The 19,861-nt window shown below is 69.1% G+C and carries 16 protein-coding genes; 6 read left to right on the top strand and 10 right to left on the bottom strand.

Annotated elements, in window-relative coordinates; all coding sequences use genetic code 11:
- Positions 1-89 precede the first annotated feature (89 nt).
- The 5 genes from ACLJRL_RS00130 to ACLJRL_RS00110 form a co-directional block, all read right to left on the bottom strand.
- Complete coding sequence (locus tag ACLJRL_RS00130) at positions 90-1,817, bottom strand: LpqB family beta-propeller domain-containing protein (RefSeq protein ID WP_410653900.1); 1,728 nt, start codon at positions 1,815-1,817, stop codon at positions 90-92.
- Positions 1,814-3,496 carry an MtrAB system histidine kinase MtrB gene (gene mtrB, locus ACLJRL_RS00125; RefSeq protein WP_410653899.1) on the bottom strand — a complete coding sequence of 561 codons (1,683 nt, stop codon included), beginning with the start codon at positions 3,494-3,496 and terminating at the stop codon, positions 1,814-1,816. Before mtrB ends, ACLJRL_RS00130 begins: the two co-directional genes overlap by 4 nt.
- A 94-nt stretch (positions 3,497-3,590) precedes the next feature.
- On the bottom strand, positions 3,591-4,268 hold the full coding sequence (gene mtrA, locus ACLJRL_RS00120) for an MtrAB system response regulator MtrA (RefSeq protein ID WP_005150760.1): 678 nt from the start codon (positions 4,266-4,268) through the stop codon (positions 3,591-3,593).
- Positions 4,269-4,379: 111 nt separating this feature from the next.
- A complete protein-coding gene (locus ACLJRL_RS00115) occupies positions 4,380-5,516 on the bottom strand; it encodes an NAD(P)/FAD-dependent oxidoreductase (protein ID WP_410653898.1) in 1,137 nt (378 codons plus the stop codon).
- Complete coding sequence (locus tag ACLJRL_RS00110) at positions 5,513-5,839, bottom strand: bifunctional 3-phenylpropionate/cinnamic acid dioxygenase ferredoxin subunit (RefSeq protein ID WP_410653897.1); 327 nt, start codon at positions 5,837-5,839, stop codon at positions 5,513-5,515. Before ACLJRL_RS00110 ends, ACLJRL_RS00115 begins: the two co-directional genes overlap by 4 nt.
- Before the next feature lie 157 nt (positions 5,840-5,996).
- Between ACLJRL_RS00110 and ACLJRL_RS00105 the strand changes: the two genes are divergently transcribed.
- From ACLJRL_RS00105 to ACLJRL_RS00090, 4 genes are all read left to right on the top strand, one after another.
- On the top strand, positions 5,997-6,782 hold the full coding sequence (locus ACLJRL_RS00105) for an IclR family transcriptional regulator (RefSeq protein ID WP_410653896.1): 786 nt from the start codon (positions 5,997-5,999) through the stop codon (positions 6,780-6,782).
- A 253-nt stretch (positions 6,783-7,035) separates the two neighbouring features.
- Entirely contained in the window at positions 7,036-9,483 is a 2,448-nt protein-coding gene (locus tag ACLJRL_RS00100) for a GcvT family protein (RefSeq protein WP_410653895.1), read from the top strand.
- Positions 9,480-10,625 carry an N-methyl-L-tryptophan oxidase gene (gene solA, locus ACLJRL_RS00095; protein WP_410653894.1) on the top strand — a complete coding sequence of 382 codons (1,146 nt, stop codon included), beginning with the start codon at positions 9,480-9,482 and terminating at the stop codon, positions 10,623-10,625. The genes ACLJRL_RS00100 and solA overlap by 4 nt, the downstream gene beginning before the upstream one ends.
- Entirely contained in the window at positions 10,622-11,752 is a 1,131-nt protein-coding gene (locus tag ACLJRL_RS00090; RefSeq protein WP_410653893.1) for an aromatic ring-hydroxylating oxygenase subunit alpha, read from the top strand. The genes solA and ACLJRL_RS00090 overlap by 4 nt, the downstream gene beginning before the upstream one ends.
- Here ACLJRL_RS00090 and ACLJRL_RS00085 read toward each other — a convergent pair.
- The 3 genes from ACLJRL_RS00085 to ACLJRL_RS00075 all read right to left on the bottom strand — a co-directional run bounded on the left by ACLJRL_RS00085 (position 11,749) and on the right by ACLJRL_RS00075 (position 13,816).
- Positions 11,749-12,381, bottom strand: coding sequence for a dTMP kinase (locus tag ACLJRL_RS00085; RefSeq protein ID WP_410655109.1), 633 nt, complete (start codon positions 12,379-12,381; stop codon positions 11,749-11,751). The two genes, ACLJRL_RS00090 and ACLJRL_RS00085, sit on opposite strands and share 4 nt — an antisense overlap.
- Positions 12,382-12,464: 83 nt before the next feature.
- On the bottom strand, positions 12,465-13,232 hold the full coding sequence (locus ACLJRL_RS00080; protein WP_410653892.1) for a hypothetical protein: 768 nt from the start codon (positions 13,230-13,232) through the stop codon (positions 12,465-12,467).
- Positions 13,229-13,816: a papain-like cysteine protease family protein gene (locus ACLJRL_RS00075; RefSeq protein WP_410653891.1), complete on the bottom strand. Its 588-nt coding sequence runs from the start codon at positions 13,814-13,816 to the stop codon at positions 13,229-13,231. Before ACLJRL_RS00075 ends, ACLJRL_RS00080 begins: the two co-directional genes overlap by 4 nt.
- A 244-nt stretch (positions 13,817-14,060) precedes the next feature.
- Between ACLJRL_RS00075 and ACLJRL_RS00070 the strand changes: the two genes are divergently transcribed.
- A complete protein-coding gene (locus tag ACLJRL_RS00070) occupies positions 14,061-15,056 on the top strand; it encodes a hypothetical protein (RefSeq protein ID WP_410653890.1) in 996 nt (331 codons plus the stop codon).
- A gap of 64 nt (positions 15,057-15,120) precedes the next feature.
- On the opposite strand, the gene ahcY is transcribed toward ACLJRL_RS00070, so the two are convergent.
- Positions 15,121-16,593, bottom strand: coding sequence for an adenosylhomocysteinase (gene ahcY, locus ACLJRL_RS00065; protein WP_410653889.1), 1,473 nt, complete (start codon positions 16,591-16,593; stop codon positions 15,121-15,123).
- Between the two features lie 91 nt (positions 16,594-16,684).
- Between ahcY and ACLJRL_RS00060 the strand changes: the two genes are divergently transcribed.
- The gene (locus ACLJRL_RS00060) at positions 16,685-18,976 is read left to right on the top strand and encodes a hypothetical protein (protein ID WP_410653888.1); all 2,292 of its coding nucleotides are present in this window, start codon (positions 16,685-16,687) and stop codon (positions 18,974-18,976) included.
- A gap of 65 nt (positions 18,977-19,041) precedes the next feature.
- Here the strand turns inward: ACLJRL_RS00060 and ACLJRL_RS00055 are convergent, their stop codons facing one another.
- Entirely contained in the window at positions 19,042-19,731 is a 690-nt protein-coding gene (locus ACLJRL_RS00055) for an LPXTG cell wall anchor domain-containing protein (RefSeq protein WP_410653887.1), read from the bottom strand.
- Positions 19,732-19,861: the final 130 nt, after the last annotated feature.

The raw sequence follows: 19,861 nt of genomic DNA, 5'->3' as shown, positions 1-19,861 counted from the left end.
TGCAGGAATTGGGACGTTGAGTGTCCCAATTCCTGCATCGTCAGCCCGTGACCACGCGGAACGAATGGCCACTCCCGACCAGCGGGCGCTCAGCCCGGGTAGAAGGGGTCCGCGTCGGTGACCGTGTGCGCCTGCGGCCGCCAGACCTCGCCCAGCTCGGAAGCGACCCACAGCCCGCCGGCGTCGGCGACCAGGTTCGGCTTGTTCGGTGCGGCGGTGACGCCGTGCACCGGCGGGGTCAGGTTCGAGCTGTTGAACGTGTCCATCCGCTGCCCGTCCAGCGGCACCTTGACCACCGGCAGCGAGGTCGACGACGTCGCGACGATGAGGTGGTCCTGCGTCGCCCAGTCGACGTCGACGACGTCCTTGAGCTCGCGTTCCTGCAGCGCCCGCGGTGACCGCAGGGCCACCGAGTCCGCCGTCCGGACGATCGAGGCGATCACCAGCTGGCCGTTGACGACCGCGGCCAGCCGGGAGCCGTCGCGCGAAAGCCGCAGTTCGGTGATCTGGCCGATCCCGGTGAGCGCGGTCGCGTCGACGCCGGTGTTCACCCAGCGCCCATCTGCGGCCAGCGTGACCCTCGCGACCGTCGTGTGGTCGACGACCGTCCAGACCTCGCTCGAGACGCCGCCGCCGGGGGCGACCGGCCGCCAGGTCGGGCGGCTCAGGCTGCCGCCGAACAGGTCCACCGAGCCGAGGTCACGGCCCAGTTCGCCGACCCGCAGCCACTGTCTGCCGTCGCGTTCTTCGACCACGGCGAGCCGTTTCCCGTCGACGGATTGCGCGGCGCTGACGACCTTGTAGCCGCCGTTGCCCGCCGGTCCGTCGACCGGGGCACCGTCGCCGAGCGACCGCACCCGCCCGTTCACGGTCATCAGCCCGTTCAGGTCGGAACTGGGCGCGACGCTGGCGTTGTACGCGAGCAGTTCGCTGGCGCGCCAGTACTCGTGACCCGGCACCAGCGGGGCGCCGTCGGCCAGCAGCCGGATACGGCTCAGCGTCACCGTCTGCAGGGAGAGGACGATCTGCGCGGCGATGAGACTCCGGTCCGCGAAGCTGAGCTCGCCGACCTTGGCGAGGGCGACGACCAGTGTCCCGTCGTCCTGGCTGCGCACGTTGGTGTCGGTGATGATCTGGTCGCCGAGCAGGTCCTTGACCGCGCCTTTCAGCCCGTCCGAGGGGCCCTGCAGCACCAGGTCCATCACGCGGCCCGGCAGCCCGGACTGCGGCTTGGCCGCGACGTAACGGAGGTCGGGCACGAAGGCGCCGGAATCGGGCGAATAGAAGCTGACCGGCACCCGGAAGTAGTTGACCGAGAAGTCCGTCTCGATGACCGCGAGGTCCTGGGGCGGGTTCACGATCCGCCACTGGCCGTTCTGCTGCTTCCGCAGCTTGAACTGCGTCGCGTAGTCACCCTTCTGGGGGATGAACGCGCTGTCGGGGCTGAGCGTGCCGAGTTTGAACCCTCGGACGGTCACCACCTGTTCGCTCGGGTCGCCCGAGGGCACCGAGGTTTCGTACACGGTGCCGAACGTGTCGTCGATGATCGTCAGCCCGGGCGACGGCTTCCACGTGCGCCGGGCCTCGTCGTCCAGGTAGACCCTCGCGCCCGCGTTCGCGGCCCCCGGCTCCGCGGACGTGCGGACGAACTTGCGGGCGACGGTCAACGGGTCGATCCCGGCCTCCGGCTCGGGCACGTCCACCGGCGTCTGCCCGGCCTTGTCCCCCGGGACGACGACGGGCTGCGATTCGAGCGGGATATTCGCGCAGCCGGCCAGGAGCAGGCACACCGCGAGCAGGGCGAGCAGCCTTTTCACCGGCCGACCTCCTCGGGTTCGGCGAGGATCGCCTCGGGCGCGGGCCGGACTTCGAGCAGGCCGGACGGCGAACCGTGCGCGTCGCTCACCTTGGCGTCCGGTGGCGGCAGGATCAACGGGCTCTCCCCCATCGGCGTGTCCTGGTGCCGCGGCAGCACGAGCCGGAAACAGGCGCCGTATCCGGGTTCGCCCCAGGCGTCGAGGACACCGCCGTGCAGCCGCGCGTCCTCCTGGCTGATCGCCAGGCCGAGCCCAGTGCCGCCGGTGCGGCGGTTCCGGGAGGGGTCGGCGCGCCAGAACCGGTTGAACACCAGTTCCGCCTCGCCCGGCCGGAGCCCGACGCCGTGATCGCGCACCGTGATGGCGACGGCGGTCTCGTTGACCGCGAGGGTCAGCTCCACCGGTTTCCCTTCACTGTGGTCCACCGCGTTAGCCAGCAGGTTACGCAGGATCCGCTCGACCCGGCGCGAGTCGACGTCGGCGGACGACTCGTCGTCGGGCAGCACCAGTTCGACCGAACTGCCCGCGTTCCCGGCGATCACCCGGACCTGTTCGACGGCCCTGGTCGCGATCGGCCGGACGTCGATCAGTTCGGCGGACAGTTCCTCCACACCCGCGTCGAGCCTGCTGATCTCCAGCAGGTCGCCGAGCAGGGCCTCGAACCGGTCGAGCTCGTCGACCAGCAGTTCGGTGGACCGGGCGAGCCCGGCCGGGAACTGCTCGCGCGAGGCGTGCAGCACGTCGGCGGCCATCCGGACGGTGGTCAGCGGCGTCCGCAGTTCGTGGGAGACGTCGGAGGTGAACCGGCGCTGCAGACCGCCGAAGTCCTCCAGCTGGCGGATCTGCCGCTGGATGCTCGCGGCCATCCCGTTGTAGGAAACGGCGAGTTTGGCCAGGTCGTCCTCGCCGAGCACGGCGAGCCGCTGGTCCAGGTCACCGCCCGCGAACTGTTCGGCCGCCGCGGCGGCCTGGCGGACCGGCCGGACCACCTGCCGGGTGACCAGGTTCGTGATGCCCGCCAGCAGGAGCAGCAGCACGAGACCGCCGACGAGCAGCGTGTTCTGCACGGTCGAGACGGTGTTCTGCTCGCTGGTCAGCGGATAGAGCAGGTACAGCTGGAGCGGGTTGACCATCGTGGTCAACGGGGCCCCGACGATCAGATACGTCGTCTTGCCGCCGTCGGCCTCGGTGACGGTGTGCATCAGATGGCTGATCTGCTCGGTCTCCACGAACTGGCGCAGCCGCACCGGCACCTTGTCATAGGGGCCGGCGGCCACCGGCGAGCTCGACTGGTCGCGGCCGCCCGCGGCGAGCACCGGTTCGAAGGTGCCCGCGGCCGACCCGGCGCCGTCCTGCGACGTGGTCGTGCTGGAGATCTTCTTCAACGCGTTGGTGAGCCGCGCGATCATCGCCTCGGGCGATTCGGTGCCGACGCCGACCAGCTCGGAGGCCGCGGTTTCGACGACCGCCTTGGTCTGCGCGATCGCCGCGTTCTGCTTGGTCTCCACCAGCCGGTCGGTGATCTGGTTCTGCAGCACCATGCCGAGCACGAACACCACGGCCGACGACAGCGCCAGCGTGGACACGGTGACGCGGAACTGCAGCGAATGCCGCCACAGATCGTTGAACGAAACGGCCTTACGGCGCACGAAAACCACGATGCGCCGGATGTGGCGCATCGTGGCTCGAAGAACGCTTTTCGGCTGAGGATCCTGCGGAGAGCTCGTGGACTCAGCCTGGGCGAACGAAGGGAGGCGTTCTCTCATGGGGTGATCACGGCGGACCCGCCTTGTACCCGACGCCGCGAACGGTCAACACCACCTCGGGGTGTTCCGGATCCTTCTCCACCTTCGAGCGCAGCCGCTGGACGTGGACGTTCACCAGCCGGGTGTCGGCGGCGTGGCGGTAACCCCACACCTGCTCGAGCAGCACCTCGCGGGTGAACACCTGACGCGGCTTGCGGGCCAGCGCGACCAGCAGGTCGAACTCGAGCGGGGTCAGCGGGATGGCCTTGCCCTCCCGCGTGACCTCGTGGCCGGGGACGTCGATCGCGAGATCGCCGATCGTCAGCGACTCGGCGGGCTCGGCCTCGGTGCGACGCATCCTGGCCCGGACGCGGGCCACGAGCTCCTTCGGCTTGAAGGGCTTGACCACATAGTCGTCCGCGCCCGACTCGAGCCCGAGGACGATGTCGACGGTGTCGCTCTTGGCGGTGAGCATCACGATCGGCACGCCGGACTCGGCCCGGATCGCCTTGCAGACGTCGATGCCGTTCATCCCGGGGAGCATGAGGTCGAGCAGGACGAGGTCCGGTTTCAGCTCACGCAGCGCGGGAAGCGCTCGTGAGCCGTCGGCCACGACGGCTGTGTCGAACCCCTCCCCACGCAGCACGATGGTGAGCATCTCCGCGAGAGCAGGGTCGTCGTCGACGACCAGAACACGTGCCTTCATAAACCTATGTTCGCACTAGTTTCATCGCGCGGGCGCGCGACCCGGCGATGTGACCACCAGAAAGATCATCGAAACGGGCAAATTGCTCCATCCGAGTAGGGTCTTCGGCCCCTAGAGGGCGCGTCTGAGCTTGGTGAACGGCCGTGGCGAGTCGATGGCGAAGACGCCGGTCAGGATGTCATCACGGTGATAGGTGGCGACGAAACGCTTCGAAACGACATCGCCTTCGACGACGCGCACGTCGTCCGTGGCCACTCCGGCGAACTGGATCCGGCGTCCGTACTGATCGGACCAGAAGTAACCGTGTCGTGCGAAATGCGTGACGGTCGAGCCCGCGAGCAGGTTCTCCACCGCGACGCCCGCCTGCTCGTTCGCGGCGGTCCAGTGTTCGGCGCGGATCCTTCTGCCGCGAAGGCGACAGCGGTACCGCGCGACGTCACCCACCGCGATCACTCGGGGATTCACTGTGACACAGCCGGAATCGACCAGCACCCCGTCGTCGACGGCGAGCCCGGAACCGGTGAGCCATTCGGTCGAGGGTCGCGCGCCCACCCCGGCGACGACGAGGTCGGCCGTCAGTTCGCGGCCGTCCGCGAGCCGCACACCGGTGACGCGATCGGCGCCGGTGAACCCGGCGACGGCGACGCCGGTGATCAGCCGGACGTCGCCCTCGGTGTGCAGTTCACCGCACACCGCACCCATTCCGGCGCCGACGACCGGGGCGAGCGGCACGGGCATCGCCTCGATCACCGTCACGTCGTGGCCGAGCAGGCGGCAGGCGGACGCGACCTCGGCGCCGATGAAACCGGCACCGATGACGACCACGGAAGCGGGCCCGGCCGCGAGTTCCCGCTTCAGGCCGACGGCGTCGCCGAGCGTCCTCAAGGTGTGGACGCCCTTCAGATTCCTTGCCGGGCCCAGGGTTCTGGCCCGGGCTCCGGTCGCGATCACGTAGCCGTCCGCGGCGATCGTGGTGCCGTCATCGAGCGTCACGCCGTCCGCGCCGAGCTTCTCGGCACGGACACCGAGATGCCATTCGGCGTCCAGCGCGTCGAGGTCGTCCTGGTCCGCGAGCGCGAGGTCGTCGGCGGAAACCTTGCCCAGCAAGAAATCCTTCGACAGCGGCGGCCGGTCGTAAGGCGGTTCCGCGCCGATCAGCACCAGCCGTCCGTCGTAACCTCGCGAGCGCAACTCCTGCGCCGAACGAAGCCCGGCCAGCGACGTTCCGACGACGGCGACGGTTCTCAAGCCACGTCCCGCTGGATCTCGGGTGCCGCCGTGTCCACGTAGATCATCCCGTCCTCGACGACGACCGGATACGTACGCACGGCGTGCTTCGCGGGCAGGCAGTTCGGGACGCCGGTCCGCAGGTCGAACTGCGCGGCGTGCAACGGGCATTCGACGAAGCACCCCTCGATCCAGCCGTCGGCGAGCGACGCGTCCTGGTGGGTGCAGGTGTCGTCCAGGGCGTAGAACCCGCCCTCGGCATGGAAGATCGAGACGGGCATGGGCCCCTCGATCCGGAGGGCTTCGCCTTCGGGCAGATCGGAAACAGCACAGGCACGGATCATCGGGGCCTCCGGGGAAAGGACCAGACGGCGGATTCGTTGATGTTGCGTATTACGAGACGGGACGTGCTCTGCGCAACAATCCCCCTGAGGATCCGGTGCGTCAAGGGATTCGCCCACTCAGCCGAGCGGATCCGGGCGAAACGGCTACTGTTGCGTCATGCGGAACCAGGATCCGGGGAACGCAACACCCAGTCAGGTGCAGTCCGTCGACCGTGCGATCAGCGTGCTGGAACTGCTGGCGCGCAACGGGGAAACGGGGATCACGGAGATCGCGGGCGAGCTCGGCGTGCACAAGTCGACGGCTTCGCGCCTGCTGAGCGTCCTGGAGAACCGGGGTCTCGTCGAGCAGCTCGGCGAGCGGGGCAAATACGCGATCGGCTTCGGCATCGTCCGGCTCGCCGGCGCCGCCACCGGCCGTATGGACCTGGCGAAACTGGGCAGGCAGACCTGTCAGGACCTGGCCGAGTCGCTCGGCGAGACGGTCAACATCGCGATCGCCGACGACGGGGTCGCGATCAACATCAGCCAGGCCCGCGGCGCGGCCGCGATCACCACGCAGAACTGGACCGGCCAGCGCACGCCGCTGCACGCGACGTCCAGCGGGAAGATCCTGCTCGCACATATGGGCGACGTCGAGCGCAAACGTTTGCTCCGGCGGAAACTCGAACAGTTCACCCCGCGGACCACCGTGGACGCGGACGAGCTGACCGCCGAACTCGACAGGGTCGCCGAGGGCGGTTACGCGGCCTGCTTCGAGGAACTGGAGCTGGGGATGCACGCCGTCGCGGTGCCGGTGCTCGGCCCCGGCGGCGACGTCATCGCGGCGATCAGCGCGTCCGGCCCGTCGTACCGGCTTTCGAAGCAGCGCGTGCGGCAGATCGTGCGGCCGATGGCCGAAGCCTCCGCGGACCTCTCGGCCCAGCTGGGGTATTTCGCGGAGTGACGTGAACGGCCCGCTCACGGCCCCACCGCGCGCTATGAACGGCCCGTTACTTGCAAATTTTGCAAGTAACGGGCCGTTCATAGCACGCGCGAGTTGAAGAGGCCGACCTTTTCGGTCTCTTGACAGCGCGCCGCATGTGCCGCACTTTGTTGCTGAAGACGGAACAATGTGCCTTGTCCGCAACAGCGCCTGTCACCCCGTTGCCCGCGTGTCCACTGTGGACACTCTGGGCGGGCAGGAGGTTCCTCCCACCATGACCCCCCGACCTCGAGTGGTCGTGATCGGCGCCGGCATCGTCGGCTGCGCGATCGCCGACGAACTGACCGAACGCGGCTGGACCGACCTCACCGTGCTGGAGCAGGGCGACCTGTTCACCACCGGCGGATCCAGCTCGCACGCGCCCGGCCTGGTCTTCCAGACCACCGGCTGCCGCACGATGACCGAATTCGCCCGGTACACCGTCGCCAAATACGGCGGCCTCGACCTCGACGGGAAGCGGTGCTTCCAGCCGGTCGGCGGGCTGGAAGTGGCCACGACGCCGGAACGGCTGACCGACCTCCGGCGGCGGCACGGCTGGGCGACGTCGTGGGGTGTGGAGAGCAGGCTGATCGAACCGGGCGAATGCGCCGAACTGCATCCGCTGCTCGATCCGGCCAAGGTGTTCGGCGGGTTCCACATCCCGTCCGACGGCCTGGCCAAACCCCTGCGGGCGGCGGAGGCGCAGGCGCGGCGCGCGATCGGCCGCGGCGCGAAGTTCCTCTCACACCAGAAGGTCGTCGCCGTCGAACGCGCCGGTGGCCGGGTCACCGGCGTCACCACCGAGACCGAGGCCTTCCGCGCGGACATCGTGATCTCCTGCGCCGGTATGTGGGGCCCCGTGCTCGGCGAACTGGTGGAGCTCGCGATCCCGCTGGTGCCGATGGCGCATCAGTACGCGCGGACCAGTCCCCTGCCCGGCCTCGCCGGCGCACACGAAGAAGCCACCTTGCCCATCCTGCGGCACCAGGACGCCGACCTGTACTTCCGCGAACACGGCGACCGGCTCGGCATCGGCGCCTACGGGCACCGGCCGATGCCGTTGCCCGCCCGGGAGATCGGCGATCCGCGCACGAGCGAGGGCATGCCGTCGGAACTCGCGTTCACGCCCGCGGACTTCGAGGAATCGTGGTCCGCCGCCGTCGGGCTCCTGCCGTCGCTGGGCGAGGCCAAGGTCGAGGAAGGCGTCAACGGCCTGTTCTCGTTCACCCCGGACGGGATGCCTCTGCTCGGCGAGCACCCGGACCTCGACGGGTTCTGGGTCGCCGAAGCCGTCTGGATCACGCATTCGGCCGGTGTCGCGCGGGCGATGGCGGAGTGGCTGGTGGACGGGCAGCCCGAACTGGACCTGCACGGCTGCGACCTCGCCCGGTTCGAGCGGGTGCACCTCGCGCCCGACTACGTGATGGCGCGGAGTTGCCAGAGTTTCGTCGAGGTCTACGACGTCGTCCATCCCTTGCAGCCCATGGAAGAACCGCGTCCGCTGCGCACGAGCCCGTTCTACGAGCGGCAGGCGGAACTCGGCGCGTTCTTCCTCGAAGCGGGCGGCTGGGAGCGGCCGCACTGGTACGAGGCGAACGCGAACCTGCCGGAGGTCGATCTCGTCCCGGCACGCAACGACTGGGCCGCGCGGTACTGGTCGCCGATCGGCGGCGCCGAAGCGCTGGCCGCCCGGCGGCGGGTCGCGATGTTCGACATGACCTCGCTGAAACGCGTCGAGGTCACCGGCCCCGGCGCGCTGCCGTTCCTGCAGACCATGACCACGAACCAGCTCGACAAGAAACCCGGCTCGGTCACCTACACGCTGCTCCTCGACGAAGACGGCGGCGTGCGCAGCGACCTGACCGTGGCCAGGATCGGCGTCGAACGGTTCCAGGTCGGGGTCAACGGGAACATCGACGTCGACTGGCTGCGGCGGCACCTGCCCGGCGACGGCGCCGCGCAGATCCACGAGACCACCCCGGGCACCTGCTGCATCGGCCTGTGGGGACCGCTGGCCAGGGCCGTCCTTCAGCCACTGTCCACAACGGACTTCTCGCACCAGTCGATGGGTTACTTCAAGACGAAACAGGCCTACATCGGCCAAGTACCGGTCACCGCTATGCGGCTGTCCTATGTGGGCGAACTCGGCTGGGAGCTGTACACGAGCGCCGACCTGGGCCGCAAACTGTGGGACACGCTCTGGGAAGCCGGTCAGGAACACGGCGTCATCGCCGCCGGACGGGACGCCTTCTCCAGCATGCGGCTGGAAAAGGGCTATCGCCTGTGGGGTACCGACGTCACCGCGGAACACGACCCGTACGAGGCCGGGCTCGGCTTCGCCGTGCGGATGGACAAGGGCTACTTCATCGGACGGGACGCGCTGGCGGGACGCTCGGAGGAGACCGTCAGCCGGAAGCTGACCTGCCTCACCGTCGACGACCCGTACACGGTCGTGCTCGGCAAGGAACCGGTGTACGCCGACGGCCGCCCCGCGGGTTACGTCACCAGTGCCGCGTATGGCTACACGATCGGCAAGAACATCGCGTATGCCTGGCTTCCGGCCGGGCTTTCGGTACCGGGGAGGCCACTGGAGATCGAGTACTTCGGCGAGCGGATCCCCGCCGTCGTGGCCGCCGAGCCACTGTTCGACGCCGGCATGACCCGGATCAGGAGCGCCGCATGAGCCACTACGACGTCATCGTCATCGGCCTCGGCGGGATGGGCAGCGCCGCCGCGTACCGTCTCGCCCAGCGCGGGCAACGGGTGCTGGGGATCGACCAGTTCGCGCCGGTGCACAACCTCGGTTCCAGTCACGGCGGCTCGCGGGTCACGCGGCAGTCGTATTTCGAGGATCCTGCGTACGTCCCGCTTCTGTTGCGGGCACACGAACTGTGGGACGGCATCGAGCGCGACTCCGGCCGGAAGGTCTTCACCCGCTGCGGCGGGATCATGCTGGGCGGCCCGGATTCGCGGACGGTGTCGGGAAGCCTGCTGAGCGCCCGGAAATGGGATCTGCCGCACGAACTGCTGGAAGCGCCGGAGATCCGGCGGCGGTTTCCGACGATGAATCCGGCTGATCACGAAGTCGCCTTGTACGAGGACAATGCCGGATTCGTGGTGCCGGAAGGCAGCGTGGCGGCGCATCTGCAACTCGCCGCGCGGGCCGGGGCGGACCTGCACCACGAGGAGAAAGTCCTTTCGTGGCAGGAGACTTCCACCGGTGTCCGGGTCGGGACTTCGCAGAACTTCTACACCGCCGGGCAGCTGGTGATCTGCCCCGGTGCGTGGGCGCCGTCGCTGCTCACCGAACTCGGCATCGACTTCACCATCGAACGTCAGGTCCAATACTGGTTCGCGCCGTCGGGCGGGGCGGAGCCGTTCCGCGCCGAACGGCATCCGATCTACGTCTGGGAAGGCGAGAACGGCCGCCAGTTCTACGGGTTCCCCTCGCACGACGACGCCGGGAGTGTGAAGGTCGCGTTCTTCCGCGGCGGCGAGGAATGCACGCCGGAGACGATCGACCGGACGGTGCACGACGAAGAGGTCGGCGAGATCTCGGAGTTCGTCGGCCGGAAGATGCCGTCGCTGCCCGGCGGTTTCCTGCGCGCGGCCACCTGCATGTACACCAACACCCCGGACGAGCACTTCGTCATCTCGCGCCACCCGGCCCACGAACGCGTGGTGGTCGCCTGTGGTTTCTCCGGGCACGGCTTCAAATTCGTGCCGGTGGTCGGTGAAGTGCTCGCCGACCTGGTGGTGGACGGCACCACCCGGCACCCGATCGCACTGTTCGATCCCGCCCGGTTGACGGGAGTGCCGAGTTGACGCAGACCGAGCAGCCACCCCAGGCGGCCGGCCTGATCCCGACTCTGGGTGGCCGGTACTACACCGATCCCGGCATCTTCGCGGCCGAACAGGAAAAGCTCTTCGAGCGCATGTGGTTCTGCGCCGTGCGGGCGTCGGATCTGCCGTCTCCCGGGAACTTCCGGACCGTCCAAATCGGACGCGAGAGCGTGATCGTCAGCCGGGGACGGGACGGCGGGCTGCGTGCGTTCCTCAACGTCTGCCGCCACCGGGGCGCCCGGCTGTGCACCGAGGAATCCGGGACGGTGAAACGCGCGTTCCAGTGCCCGTACCACGCTTGGACCTATGGGCTCGACGGAAAGCTCGTCGCGGCACCGAATCTGACGAGCCTCCCCGGCCTCGACCGCACCGCCTACGGGCTGCACACCGTGCACCTTCGGGAATGGCTGGGCTACGCGTGGGTCTGCCTCGCCGCGGATCCGCCGTCGTTCGAGGCCGACGTCGAAGGCGCGGTGCGGGAACGGCTCGGCGACGTCGAGTCGATGGAGCGCTACGCCCTCGACGAACTCTCGGTCGGGCGCCGCATCACCTACGACGTCAAGGCGAACTGGAAACTGATCGTCGAGAACTTCATGGAGTGCTACCACTGCGCGACGATCCACCCGGAGCTGACCGAGGTCCTGCCGGAGTTCGCCGACGGCTACGCGGCGCAGTACTACGTCGGGCACGGCGCCGAATTCGGCGAGGACGTCGACGGCTTCACGATCGACGGAGGCGCGGGGTTCGGCAGGCTCGACGGCGTCGCGGGCGAGCAGGACAGGCGGTACTACGCGATCACCATCCGGCCGCAGGTGTTCGTGAACCTGGTGCCGGACCACGTGATCTTCCACCGGATGTACCCGCTCGCGCCGGACCGGACGGTCGTCGAATGCGACTGGCTCTACTCGAAGGAGGTCGTCGCTTCCGGGCGGGACGTCTCACGGTCGGTGGAGTTGTTCCACCGCGTCAACGAGCAGGACTTCGACGCGTGCGAGCGCTGCCAGCCCGCGATGGCGTCCCGTGCCTACGCCGGCGGTGGGGTGCTCATGCCGTCCGAGCACCACATCGGCGGCTTTCACGAGTGGCTGCTCACGCAATTAGAGGACTAATCGCGTAAGAGGGAGGCGGCCAGGGCGGGGGTATCGACACCGGTGACACCGTCGAGGACGTGCCAGGGAGCGAGCCAGCCGGTGGCGGCGAGTTCGTCGTAGACCACCGAGCAGCGCTTCTGGAGCGCGTCGTCGGTCTCGAAGGAATCCCGGGCGCGGTCGGCGTCGCTCTCCGCGCGGCGCTGGGCGCGTTCGGCGGCGACGTCGGCGGTGACCCGAAGCAGCAGGTGCGCGACGGGCACCGGAAGGCCGAACCGGTCGATCTCCAGTTCCCGCAGCCACCGCACGAACTCACCGTCCGCGCCCTGGTGCAGCCGGGCGGCGCCGTACGCCGCGTTCGACGCGACGTACCGGTCGAGCAGCACGACGTCGTGCCCGGCGAGCCGGGCGCGGATCTCGTCGGCCGCGCCCCGGCGGTCGAGCGCGTAGAGCATCGCCATCCCGTACACCGAGTCGGCGAGGTCGCCGTGCCCTCGGTGCAGCGCTTCACGGACGAGGTCGGCGTGCACGCTTTCGCCGTAGCGCGGGAACGCGATCGACGTGACGCTCGCCCCGGCGGCGTTCAGCGCACCGGTCAGCGCGTCGGCGAGTGTGCGCTTACCCGCGCCGTCCAGACCTTCGATCACCACGAGTCGTCCCACGCACACAGATTACGTCGCCGTGGTCGACCGGCGGGCCAGACGGGTCAGCTCACGTCCGGCCCACCGGTCCGCTAGGGGATGCGCCGCTTCGAATGCAGGAAGAAGCCGGCGACACCGATGAGGAGCAAACCGCCGAAGATCAGCAGCGGGACGACGCCGGTGTCCTGCGCGTCGGGAGCGGGGCCACCGTCGCCGCGGGGCATCACTTGGGCGTTGTAACCGCCCGCCTTGCCTTCTTGGGCGTACGGCGAGCCCGCGAGCATTCCGCCGTACCGGCCGGAGACCGTCTTCTGGTACTCCGCGAGCGTGGCCGAAGCACCGGCCGCGGAGCCGGCGGCGCCCGAGTCGAGCAGGGTCACGTGGCCGTCCCGCAACGCGTACCAGGCGTCGACCTGCGGTTCGTGCAACAGGGTCGCACCGGCGGGCAGACGCCGGGCCAGTGCGCTTTCCCGGTCACCGGAGGCGATGTTGCCGACGCGCCAGACGCCGTCCTCGCCGCGGACCGACCAGAGGGTCGCGGTCTGCCCGTCCGACGCGGTCACCGGGATCGCGATGTAGGCGAGCTGACCGGCCACCGCGCCGTCCCCGGCGACGAAATCCCTCGAAAGCTCGTAAACCGGGAAGGATTCGTCCACGACGCTGACCGAGGGCGTCCGGCCCGAACCACCCGTCTGTGTGAAGAACCGGCCGAGTTCGGCACGGAGCGTGGGATCCCCCGCCGCGGCCTTCGCGGCGGCGAGATCTTCATTCGAGAGCTGGTCGGCGCGCGCGCCGGGAGCCGACACCAGCAGCACGACCGCCATCAGCCCGGCGAGCCCGAGGATCCGCCGCGCGCTCATCGCCGGATCCCGGTGAGCGTGTGGGTCCAGGTGAAGGACCGGTTGCCCGAATAGAAGTCGTAGGTCGACCAGTTGTAGCGGTTGCCGGTGGGCAGTGGATCCCCCCACGAGACCCACTTCCGGCCGGTGTCGTGGCCGTAGAGCACGTGCATGTGACCGCCACCGGCCGCCCAGCCGACCCGGGTCTGCACCGGGCGGCCGGAGCCGGTCTGCGCCCGCACGGCGGAGTAGGCGATCCGGCCCTTGACGTAGTTCCCCGGCGAGGAAAAGCCGAGCTTGCCGAAGGCGTGCTTCACATCGGCGAGCGTTCCGGGGCGGTCAGCGCACTCCCGGCGACGCTCGTCGTGGGCGATCCGGCAGAATTCGTTCTGGCCGACGGTCACACCGTGGTGTGCCGCGATGGTGTTGCCGGAGGCCACCCAGCACCATTGGGACTTTTCCTGCACCTGCATCGCTATGGGGTTCACGTGAGCGGGGTTCTGGTGAGCCGGCGGGGGCAGTGCGCTCGCCGGGGTCTGGATCGCCAGCCACGCCACGAGAGTCGTGGCGCCCGCGGCGCAAACCCTCCTCGAGAACTCAGGCACAGCGGGCCTCCTGGTCACCATGGCGAACCAATGTGGTCACAACGGTGAACAGAAGGCTCACAGAGAGCAAGATGGGCACTCGGTGGAACGGACCGTTCCGGGGCGTTCCCCCTCCCCGGAACGGTCACTCTTCCGGGGTCAACCACCCCGAACGGGGGACGTAGTGTTCACAGTGCGCTGCTAACGTGAACGTTCCGCGGTGTTCACGCTCAGCGCACACACTGGTCTGGTGAAGGGACGAGCGGTGACACGAGACGGGGACACCCCGACGATCATCGATGGCACGCGTCGCCAACCGCTCGAAGCCTTGCCCAAAGAGCTGGTAGAGGCCCTTCGCAGCGGCGAATTCCACCACGCGCTGCGCCAAGCGATCGCTTACCGCGGCCTCTCGCTGGCGAGGCTCCGCGCCCATCTGGGCCTTCGCGGTATCCAAATTGGACAGTCGACGCTGAGCTATTGGCAACGAGGATTGCGCCAGCCGGAGGTACCCAAGGCACTGCCGGCCGTGCGTGCGCTGGAATCGGTGCTGCAACTGCCCCCGGACGCGCTCGTCGTGCTGATCGGCCCGCGGACGACCCGGGCGCGCGGGCACCAGATGGCCGCGTCCTTTCACGACATCCGCTCCGGCGACATGGGCTCGATCGTCGACCAGCTGCTGGCCGAACTGGGCGCCTACCCCTCGGCCAACCGCTACAACGCCGACCTCGAAATGCTTTCGGTCCACGACACGATCACCTTCGACGCCGCGCACCGGCAGGTCGCCCTGCACACCCGGCTGGTGTGCCGGGCCCGCCGGCACGGCCCGGACCGGTACGTCACGGTCTACAACGGCGATCCCGGCTGCCATATCGCCGACGTCGAACTGATCACCGCCGAGGGCTGCCGTGTCGGGCGGATCCGGCGCAACGCCGAGGCCGAGACGATGGCGACGGAACTGCTCTTCGACCGGAAACTCGCCGAGGGCGAGATCCACGTCTTCTGCTTCGAGGTCCGCGACGACTCCGGTGCCGTGTCGCCCGGGTACTTCCGGATGCTGCGGGACCAGTGTTCGAGCTACCTGGTGCAGCTGAAGTTCGCCCTCGGCACGCTGCCCGCCCGCTGCACCCGGCAGTTCCGGACGCGGGACGACGCCGTGCCGGTCGAGTCCGAAGAACTGCCTTGCGACATGGGCGGAGTGACCAGCGGGTACTTCAGCGACGCCGGGCCGGGGTTGGCCGGTATCGAAGTCGAGTGGCGCTAGCGCGTGCCATGAACGGCCCGTTACTTGCAAATTTCGCAAGTAACGGGCCGTTCATGGCATTCGGTCAGTACCGGTAGTGGTCCGTCTTGAAGGGACCTTCGACGTCCACGTCGATGTACTCGGCCTGGTCCTTGGTCAGCTTCGTGAGCTCACCGCCGAGGGCGTCGAGGTGGATCTTCGCGACCTTCTCGTCGAGCTTCTTCGGAAGACGGAAGACCTCGTTGTCGTACTCCTCGTGCTTGGTGAACAGTTCGACCTGCGCGATCACCTGGTTGGAGAAGCTGTTCGACATCACGAACGACGGGTGCCCGGTGGCGTTGCCCAGGTTCAGCAGGCGCCCCTCGGACAGCACGAGGATGCTCTTGCCGTCGGGGAACACCCACTCGTCGACCTGCGGCTTGATGGTGATCCGCCGGATGCCCGGGTAGCGCGCGAGACCGGCCATGTCGAGTTCGTTGTCGAAGTGGCCGATGTTGCCCAGGATCGCCTGGTGCTTCATCCGCGCCATGTGCTCGACGAGGACGACGTCCTTGTTGCCGGTGGTCGTGATGATGATGTCGGCCTCGCCGACGACGTTCTCCAGCTTCTTGACCTGGTAGCCGTCCATCACCGCCTGCAGCGCGCAGATCGGGTCGATCTCGGTGACGATCACCCGCGCGCCCTGGCCACGCAGCGATTCCGCGGCGCCCTTGCCGACATCGCCGTAGCCGCAGACGAGCGCGACCTTTCCGCCGATGAGGACGTCGGTGCCGCGGTTGATGCCGTCGATCAGCGAGTGCCGGATGCCGTACCGGTTGTCGAACTTCGACTTGGTCACCGCGTCGTTGACGTTGATCGCCGGGAACAGCAGTTCACCGGCCGCGGCGAGCTGGTAGAGCCGCAGCACGCCGGTCGTGGTCTCCTCGGTGACACCGAGGATGCCTTCGCCGATCTTGGTCCATTTGCCGGTGTCCGCCGCGACCGAAGTGCGCAGCAGGTCGAGGAACACGCGGAACTCGTCCGACGTGTTCTCGTCCGGCGAAGGAACGACGCCGGATTTCTCGAACTCGGTTCCCTTGTGCACCAGCATGGTGGCGTCGCCGCCGTCGTCGAGGATCATGTTGGGACCCTCACCGTCCCAGGTGAGCATCTTTTCGGTGCACCACCAGTATTCCTCCAGCGACTCGCCCTTCCAGGCGAACACCGGCACGCCCTTCGGCTCCTCGGTGGTGCCGTGCGGGCCGACGACGATCGCCGCGGCGGCGTGATCCTGGGTGGAGAAGATGTTGCAAGAGGCCCAGCGCACCTCGGCACCCAGCGAAACGAGGGTTTCGATCAGCACCGCGGTCTGTACCGTCATGTGCAGCGAGCCCGAGACCCGGGCTCCACGAAGCGGATAAACCTCGGCGTACTCGCGGCGCAGCGCCATCAGGCCCGGCATCTCGTGCTCGGCGAGGCGAATCTCCTTGCGGCCGAATTCGGCGGCTTCGAGATCGGCGACGGCGAACTCGATGCCGTTGCGGGTGTCGTGCCGCTTGGCAACGCTTTCGGGGGTCATAGGGCGCTTCCTCCAAGGATGGATGAGACCGGAACAGTACCGTTGTCGGCTCAAAGCTCACTGAAACGGTTGGGAGGCCTTCACCGTGGTCATGCCGGGTCCCGATACCCGCGTCGTCGAAATACGCGTACCCGGGCTAGTGGGCACGAGCGGTGAAAGCCTGCTGGACACGACCTCGGTGGTCGACGTCGCGGGCGACGGGATCGGCAGGCTGATCCGGCCGTCGGACCGGCTGCGCCGGCCCGCTCCCGGTCCGGTGCTGCCCGCGCTCGGTCGCACGATCCCGCGCATCCTCGAAGGCTACCTGTGGAGCGGGATGACCTCCGGGGGTGCCGCGAAGGCGACGTGGGCGCTGCTGTTCCCGTTCTCGCTGGCGAACGTCGCGCACTGGATGCTGCCGCCGGTCCCGCCCGGCAAACGGTTCGCGGCGCTGCTCGGCACGGTGTGCCGCGGCATTCTGCGGGTGGCGTCGCTGCTGCTGACGATGTTGCTGATCAGCCAGCTCGCGGTGGTCTCGCTCGACCTCTTCGCCGCGCAGTGCCTCGCGCCCGGTTCGCCGTGCCTCGCGGGCGCGCCGTCGTTCCTGCGGTTCGCGCCGCTGCGGACGGCGATCGGCGTGGTCCCGCTGCTGGTGCTGATCTTCGTGCTCGACCGGATCCCGTCGTCGGACTGGCGATCGCGGAACAGGCTGCACCGCGCTCCCAGTTCGAGCCCGTTGCAGCCGCAGGACATGCCGCGGACGCCGGGGCTGCGCACGCTGCACACCGTCGCCGCCTTGACCTGTCTCGCGCTGCCCATGCTGGGCGGTCCGTTCCGGATCCCGGCGGCGACGTTCGACCTGGTGGTGTGGATCTGCGCGCTGGCGCTCGTGCTCGCCTCGCTGGTGGCCTCGACGATCGGGTTCTCGGCCGGGCCGGTGATCCGCGGCGGGCTGATCGCGGTGGCCGTCGCGCTGGTCGGGATCGCCGTCGTCCGCCGGACGCCGCTGCCCGCCGGGCTGCCGGGTGGTGGGCTGGGCGGCGCCGACGGGACGGTCGAAGCGCTGGGCGCGGCGATGGTCGCGGTGACCCTGCTGTTCGCACTGGTGCTCATTCCGGCGGCGTTGCTGGGCCGGTCGACGTGGAAGCATCTGCCGCACCGGCTGCGGCCCTGGCTCGGCGGCTGGGCCGCGGCGCCGGTCGTGGCGCTGGCCGGGCTGCTCGGCGGCGGCTTCGGCGCGGGACTCGCTGTCGCGCTAAGGCAACTGGTCGGCGCCGGCGATCTGCGGCTGCCCGACACCTACGTCCTGGTGACCGTGCTGTGGGGCGCCGGGCTCGCGCTGGCGGTCGTACTGGGCATCCTCGGGTTCGCGGTGGCCGTGCCGCTGCGGCGGCTGCGGCGGGGCATCCCGAAGATCGTCGCGCTGATGGAGATCGACAAGGCGCAGGAAGAGGAAGCCGCGCGTGCCTGGGCCCGCGCCTCCTGGGAACGCAAGCACCTGCACCATCTCGCGCTCACGGTCGCGCTGGCGATGGCGGCGGGCGGGGGCGCTCTTCTGGTGCTGCGCTTCGGTTTCGGGCGCCTGCCCGGCTGGTTCACGACGCTTTCGACGATCGGTGTGTTCGCGCTCGGCGCGCTGGCGGCGGGGCTGCTGCGCGTCGTGTTCGCCGCCGCGACGACGCCCAAACGCAGCCGTCACCTCGGCGCGCTGGCCGACCTCGTGTGCTTCTGGCCGCGGGCGGCCCATCCGATCGTCCCGCCGAGCTACGCGCTCAAGGTCGTCCCGGAACTGGCCGACCGGGTCAAGGAACACCTCGCCGATCCCGGCACCCGGGTCGTGCTGTCCGGGTACAACCTCGGCAGCCTGCTGACCGTGCTCGCCGCGGCGCGGGTGCTCGCCGATCTCCCGCCGGAGGACCGCGAACGCGTCGGGCTGCTGACCGCCGGCTCACCGCTGCAATGGGGCTACCAGCGGGCCTTTCCCGCGATGCTGCCGCAAACGCAGCTGTCCGAGCTGTACAAGGATCTCGACGGCCGCTGGCGGTCGTTGTGCCGCGGCACGGACATCTTCGGCGGCGGCGTCACGACGTGGCGGCACCGGGTGGTGTCCGGGAAACTTCTCGGCGACGGCTATCTGACCACCGGCGGGACGGGCCCGCTGGCCGCCGAAGCCGACGACGAAGGCGTCCTCGTCCTCGGCGGCGATCACTGGCTGCCGGACCCGCTGCGCGGCCCGACCGGGCGGCACCGCTGGGCTCCCGGCGTCCTCAAGCACACGGACTACGTCGCGGACGCCGAATGGGACAACGCCGTCGCGATGGCCGCGGGCCTCGGCCGTCCCGGCTCGGCGAACACTCGGGGCGAACAGGGATCGCTGTTCGGGGACTTCCCGCAGATGCGCTGAAGTACGTGAAGGCCCCCTTCCTTGCGTCCAGCGCGAGGAAGGGGGCCTTCACGTACTAGCTAGCTTCAGCTGTCGGAGGGCTTGCGGCGCATGCGCAGCAGGACCAGGACGGCGGCGCCGCCCAGGACCAGCAGGCCACCGGCCCACAGCAGCCAGGCGTTGTCGAAACCGGTGTCCGCGAGGCCGCCGCCGTTGCCACCGTTACCGCCGACCGCGGGGGCCGGGGCGGTGGTGCTGGTCGGGGTGTCGGACGGCTTCTCCGTCGTGGTCGGAGCCGAGGTCGGCGGCTTCGCCGAGGTCGTCTTCGTCGGCTCGGTCGGCTTCGGGGTCTCGCTCGGCTTGGAGGTCTTGTCGCCGCAGGCGTACCACTTGTCGATGTTCGCCTTGCTGCCGTCGCGGTTGAACGGCGCGCGCAGCTCGGTCCACGGCGGGGTGTCGGCGAGCTTGCGCTTGCCCGGCTCGTAGACGTTGTAGCCGTCGTCGCCACCGATGACGACGATCGAGGTCACCTTGACGCCCTCGCCGAGGCCGGTGATGTTGAGCCGCTTCTCACCGGCTCCGCCGGTGAACTTGAAGTCCGCGTCGGACAGCGACTTGCTCTTTTCGCACTTGGCGGCGCTGCCGGGGATCGGCTTGGCGCGGCCGTCGTCGGAGTGGCAGGCCAGCGCGGAACCGGCGGTGCCCAGCAGGGCGGCGGTGGCCAAGGCGACGATGGTGACTGCGGAACGGACGCGCCGTCCGGACATGATCTGCATTCAGAGCTCTCCTGTACCGATCGGGGGACAAACGAGCAAAGCGCGGTTACTTCCTCCGAGGGACGATGGTCAACTCGCGGTGCTTCTACACGAGCCCCGTTCACCCGTCAGGGGGAAGTAAGAGTCCGGA

The sequence above is a fragment of the Amycolatopsis sp. lyj-112 genome (assembly GCF_046549055.1).
Classification (GTDB): domain Bacteria; phylum Actinomycetota; class Actinomycetes; order Mycobacteriales; family Pseudonocardiaceae; genus Amycolatopsis.
This window is presented reverse-complemented; position numbering and strand designations above follow the sequence as displayed.

Coding starts and splice junctions, on each gene's coding strand:
- mtrB (WP_410653899.1), bottom strand. CDS start 3,496: ATGCGCCACATCCGGCGCATCGTGGTTTTCGTGCGCCGTAAGGCCGTT.
- mtrA (WP_005150760.1), bottom strand. CDS start 4,268: ATGAAGGCACGTGTTCTGGTCGTCGACGACGACCCTGCTCTCGCGGAG.
- ACLJRL_RS00110 (WP_410653897.1), bottom strand. CDS start 5,839: ATGATCCGTGCCTGTGCTGTTTCCGATCTGCCCGAAGGCGAAGCCCTC.
- ACLJRL_RS00105 (WP_410653896.1), top strand. CDS start 5,997: ATGCGGAACCAGGATCCGGGGAACGCAACACCCAGTCAGGTGCAGTCC.
- ACLJRL_RS00100 (WP_410653895.1), top strand. CDS start 7,036: ATGACCCCCCGACCTCGAGTGGTCGTGATCGGCGCCGGCATCGTCGGC.
- solA (WP_410653894.1), top strand. CDS start 9,480: ATGAGCCACTACGACGTCATCGTCATCGGCCTCGGCGGGATGGGCAGC.
- ACLJRL_RS00080 (WP_410653892.1), bottom strand. CDS start 13,232: ATGAGCGCGCGGCGGATCCTCGGGCTCGCCGGGCTGATGGCGGTCGTG.
- ahcY (WP_410653889.1), bottom strand. CDS start 16,593: ATGACCCCCGAAAGCGTTGCCAAGCGGCACGACACCCGCAACGGCATC.
- ACLJRL_RS00060 (WP_410653888.1), top strand. CDS start 16,685: ATGCCGGGTCCCGATACCCGCGTCGTCGAAATACGCGTACCCGGGCTA.
- ACLJRL_RS00055 (WP_410653887.1), bottom strand. CDS start 19,731: ATGCAGATCATGTCCGGACGGCGCGTCCGTTCCGCAGTCACCATCGTC.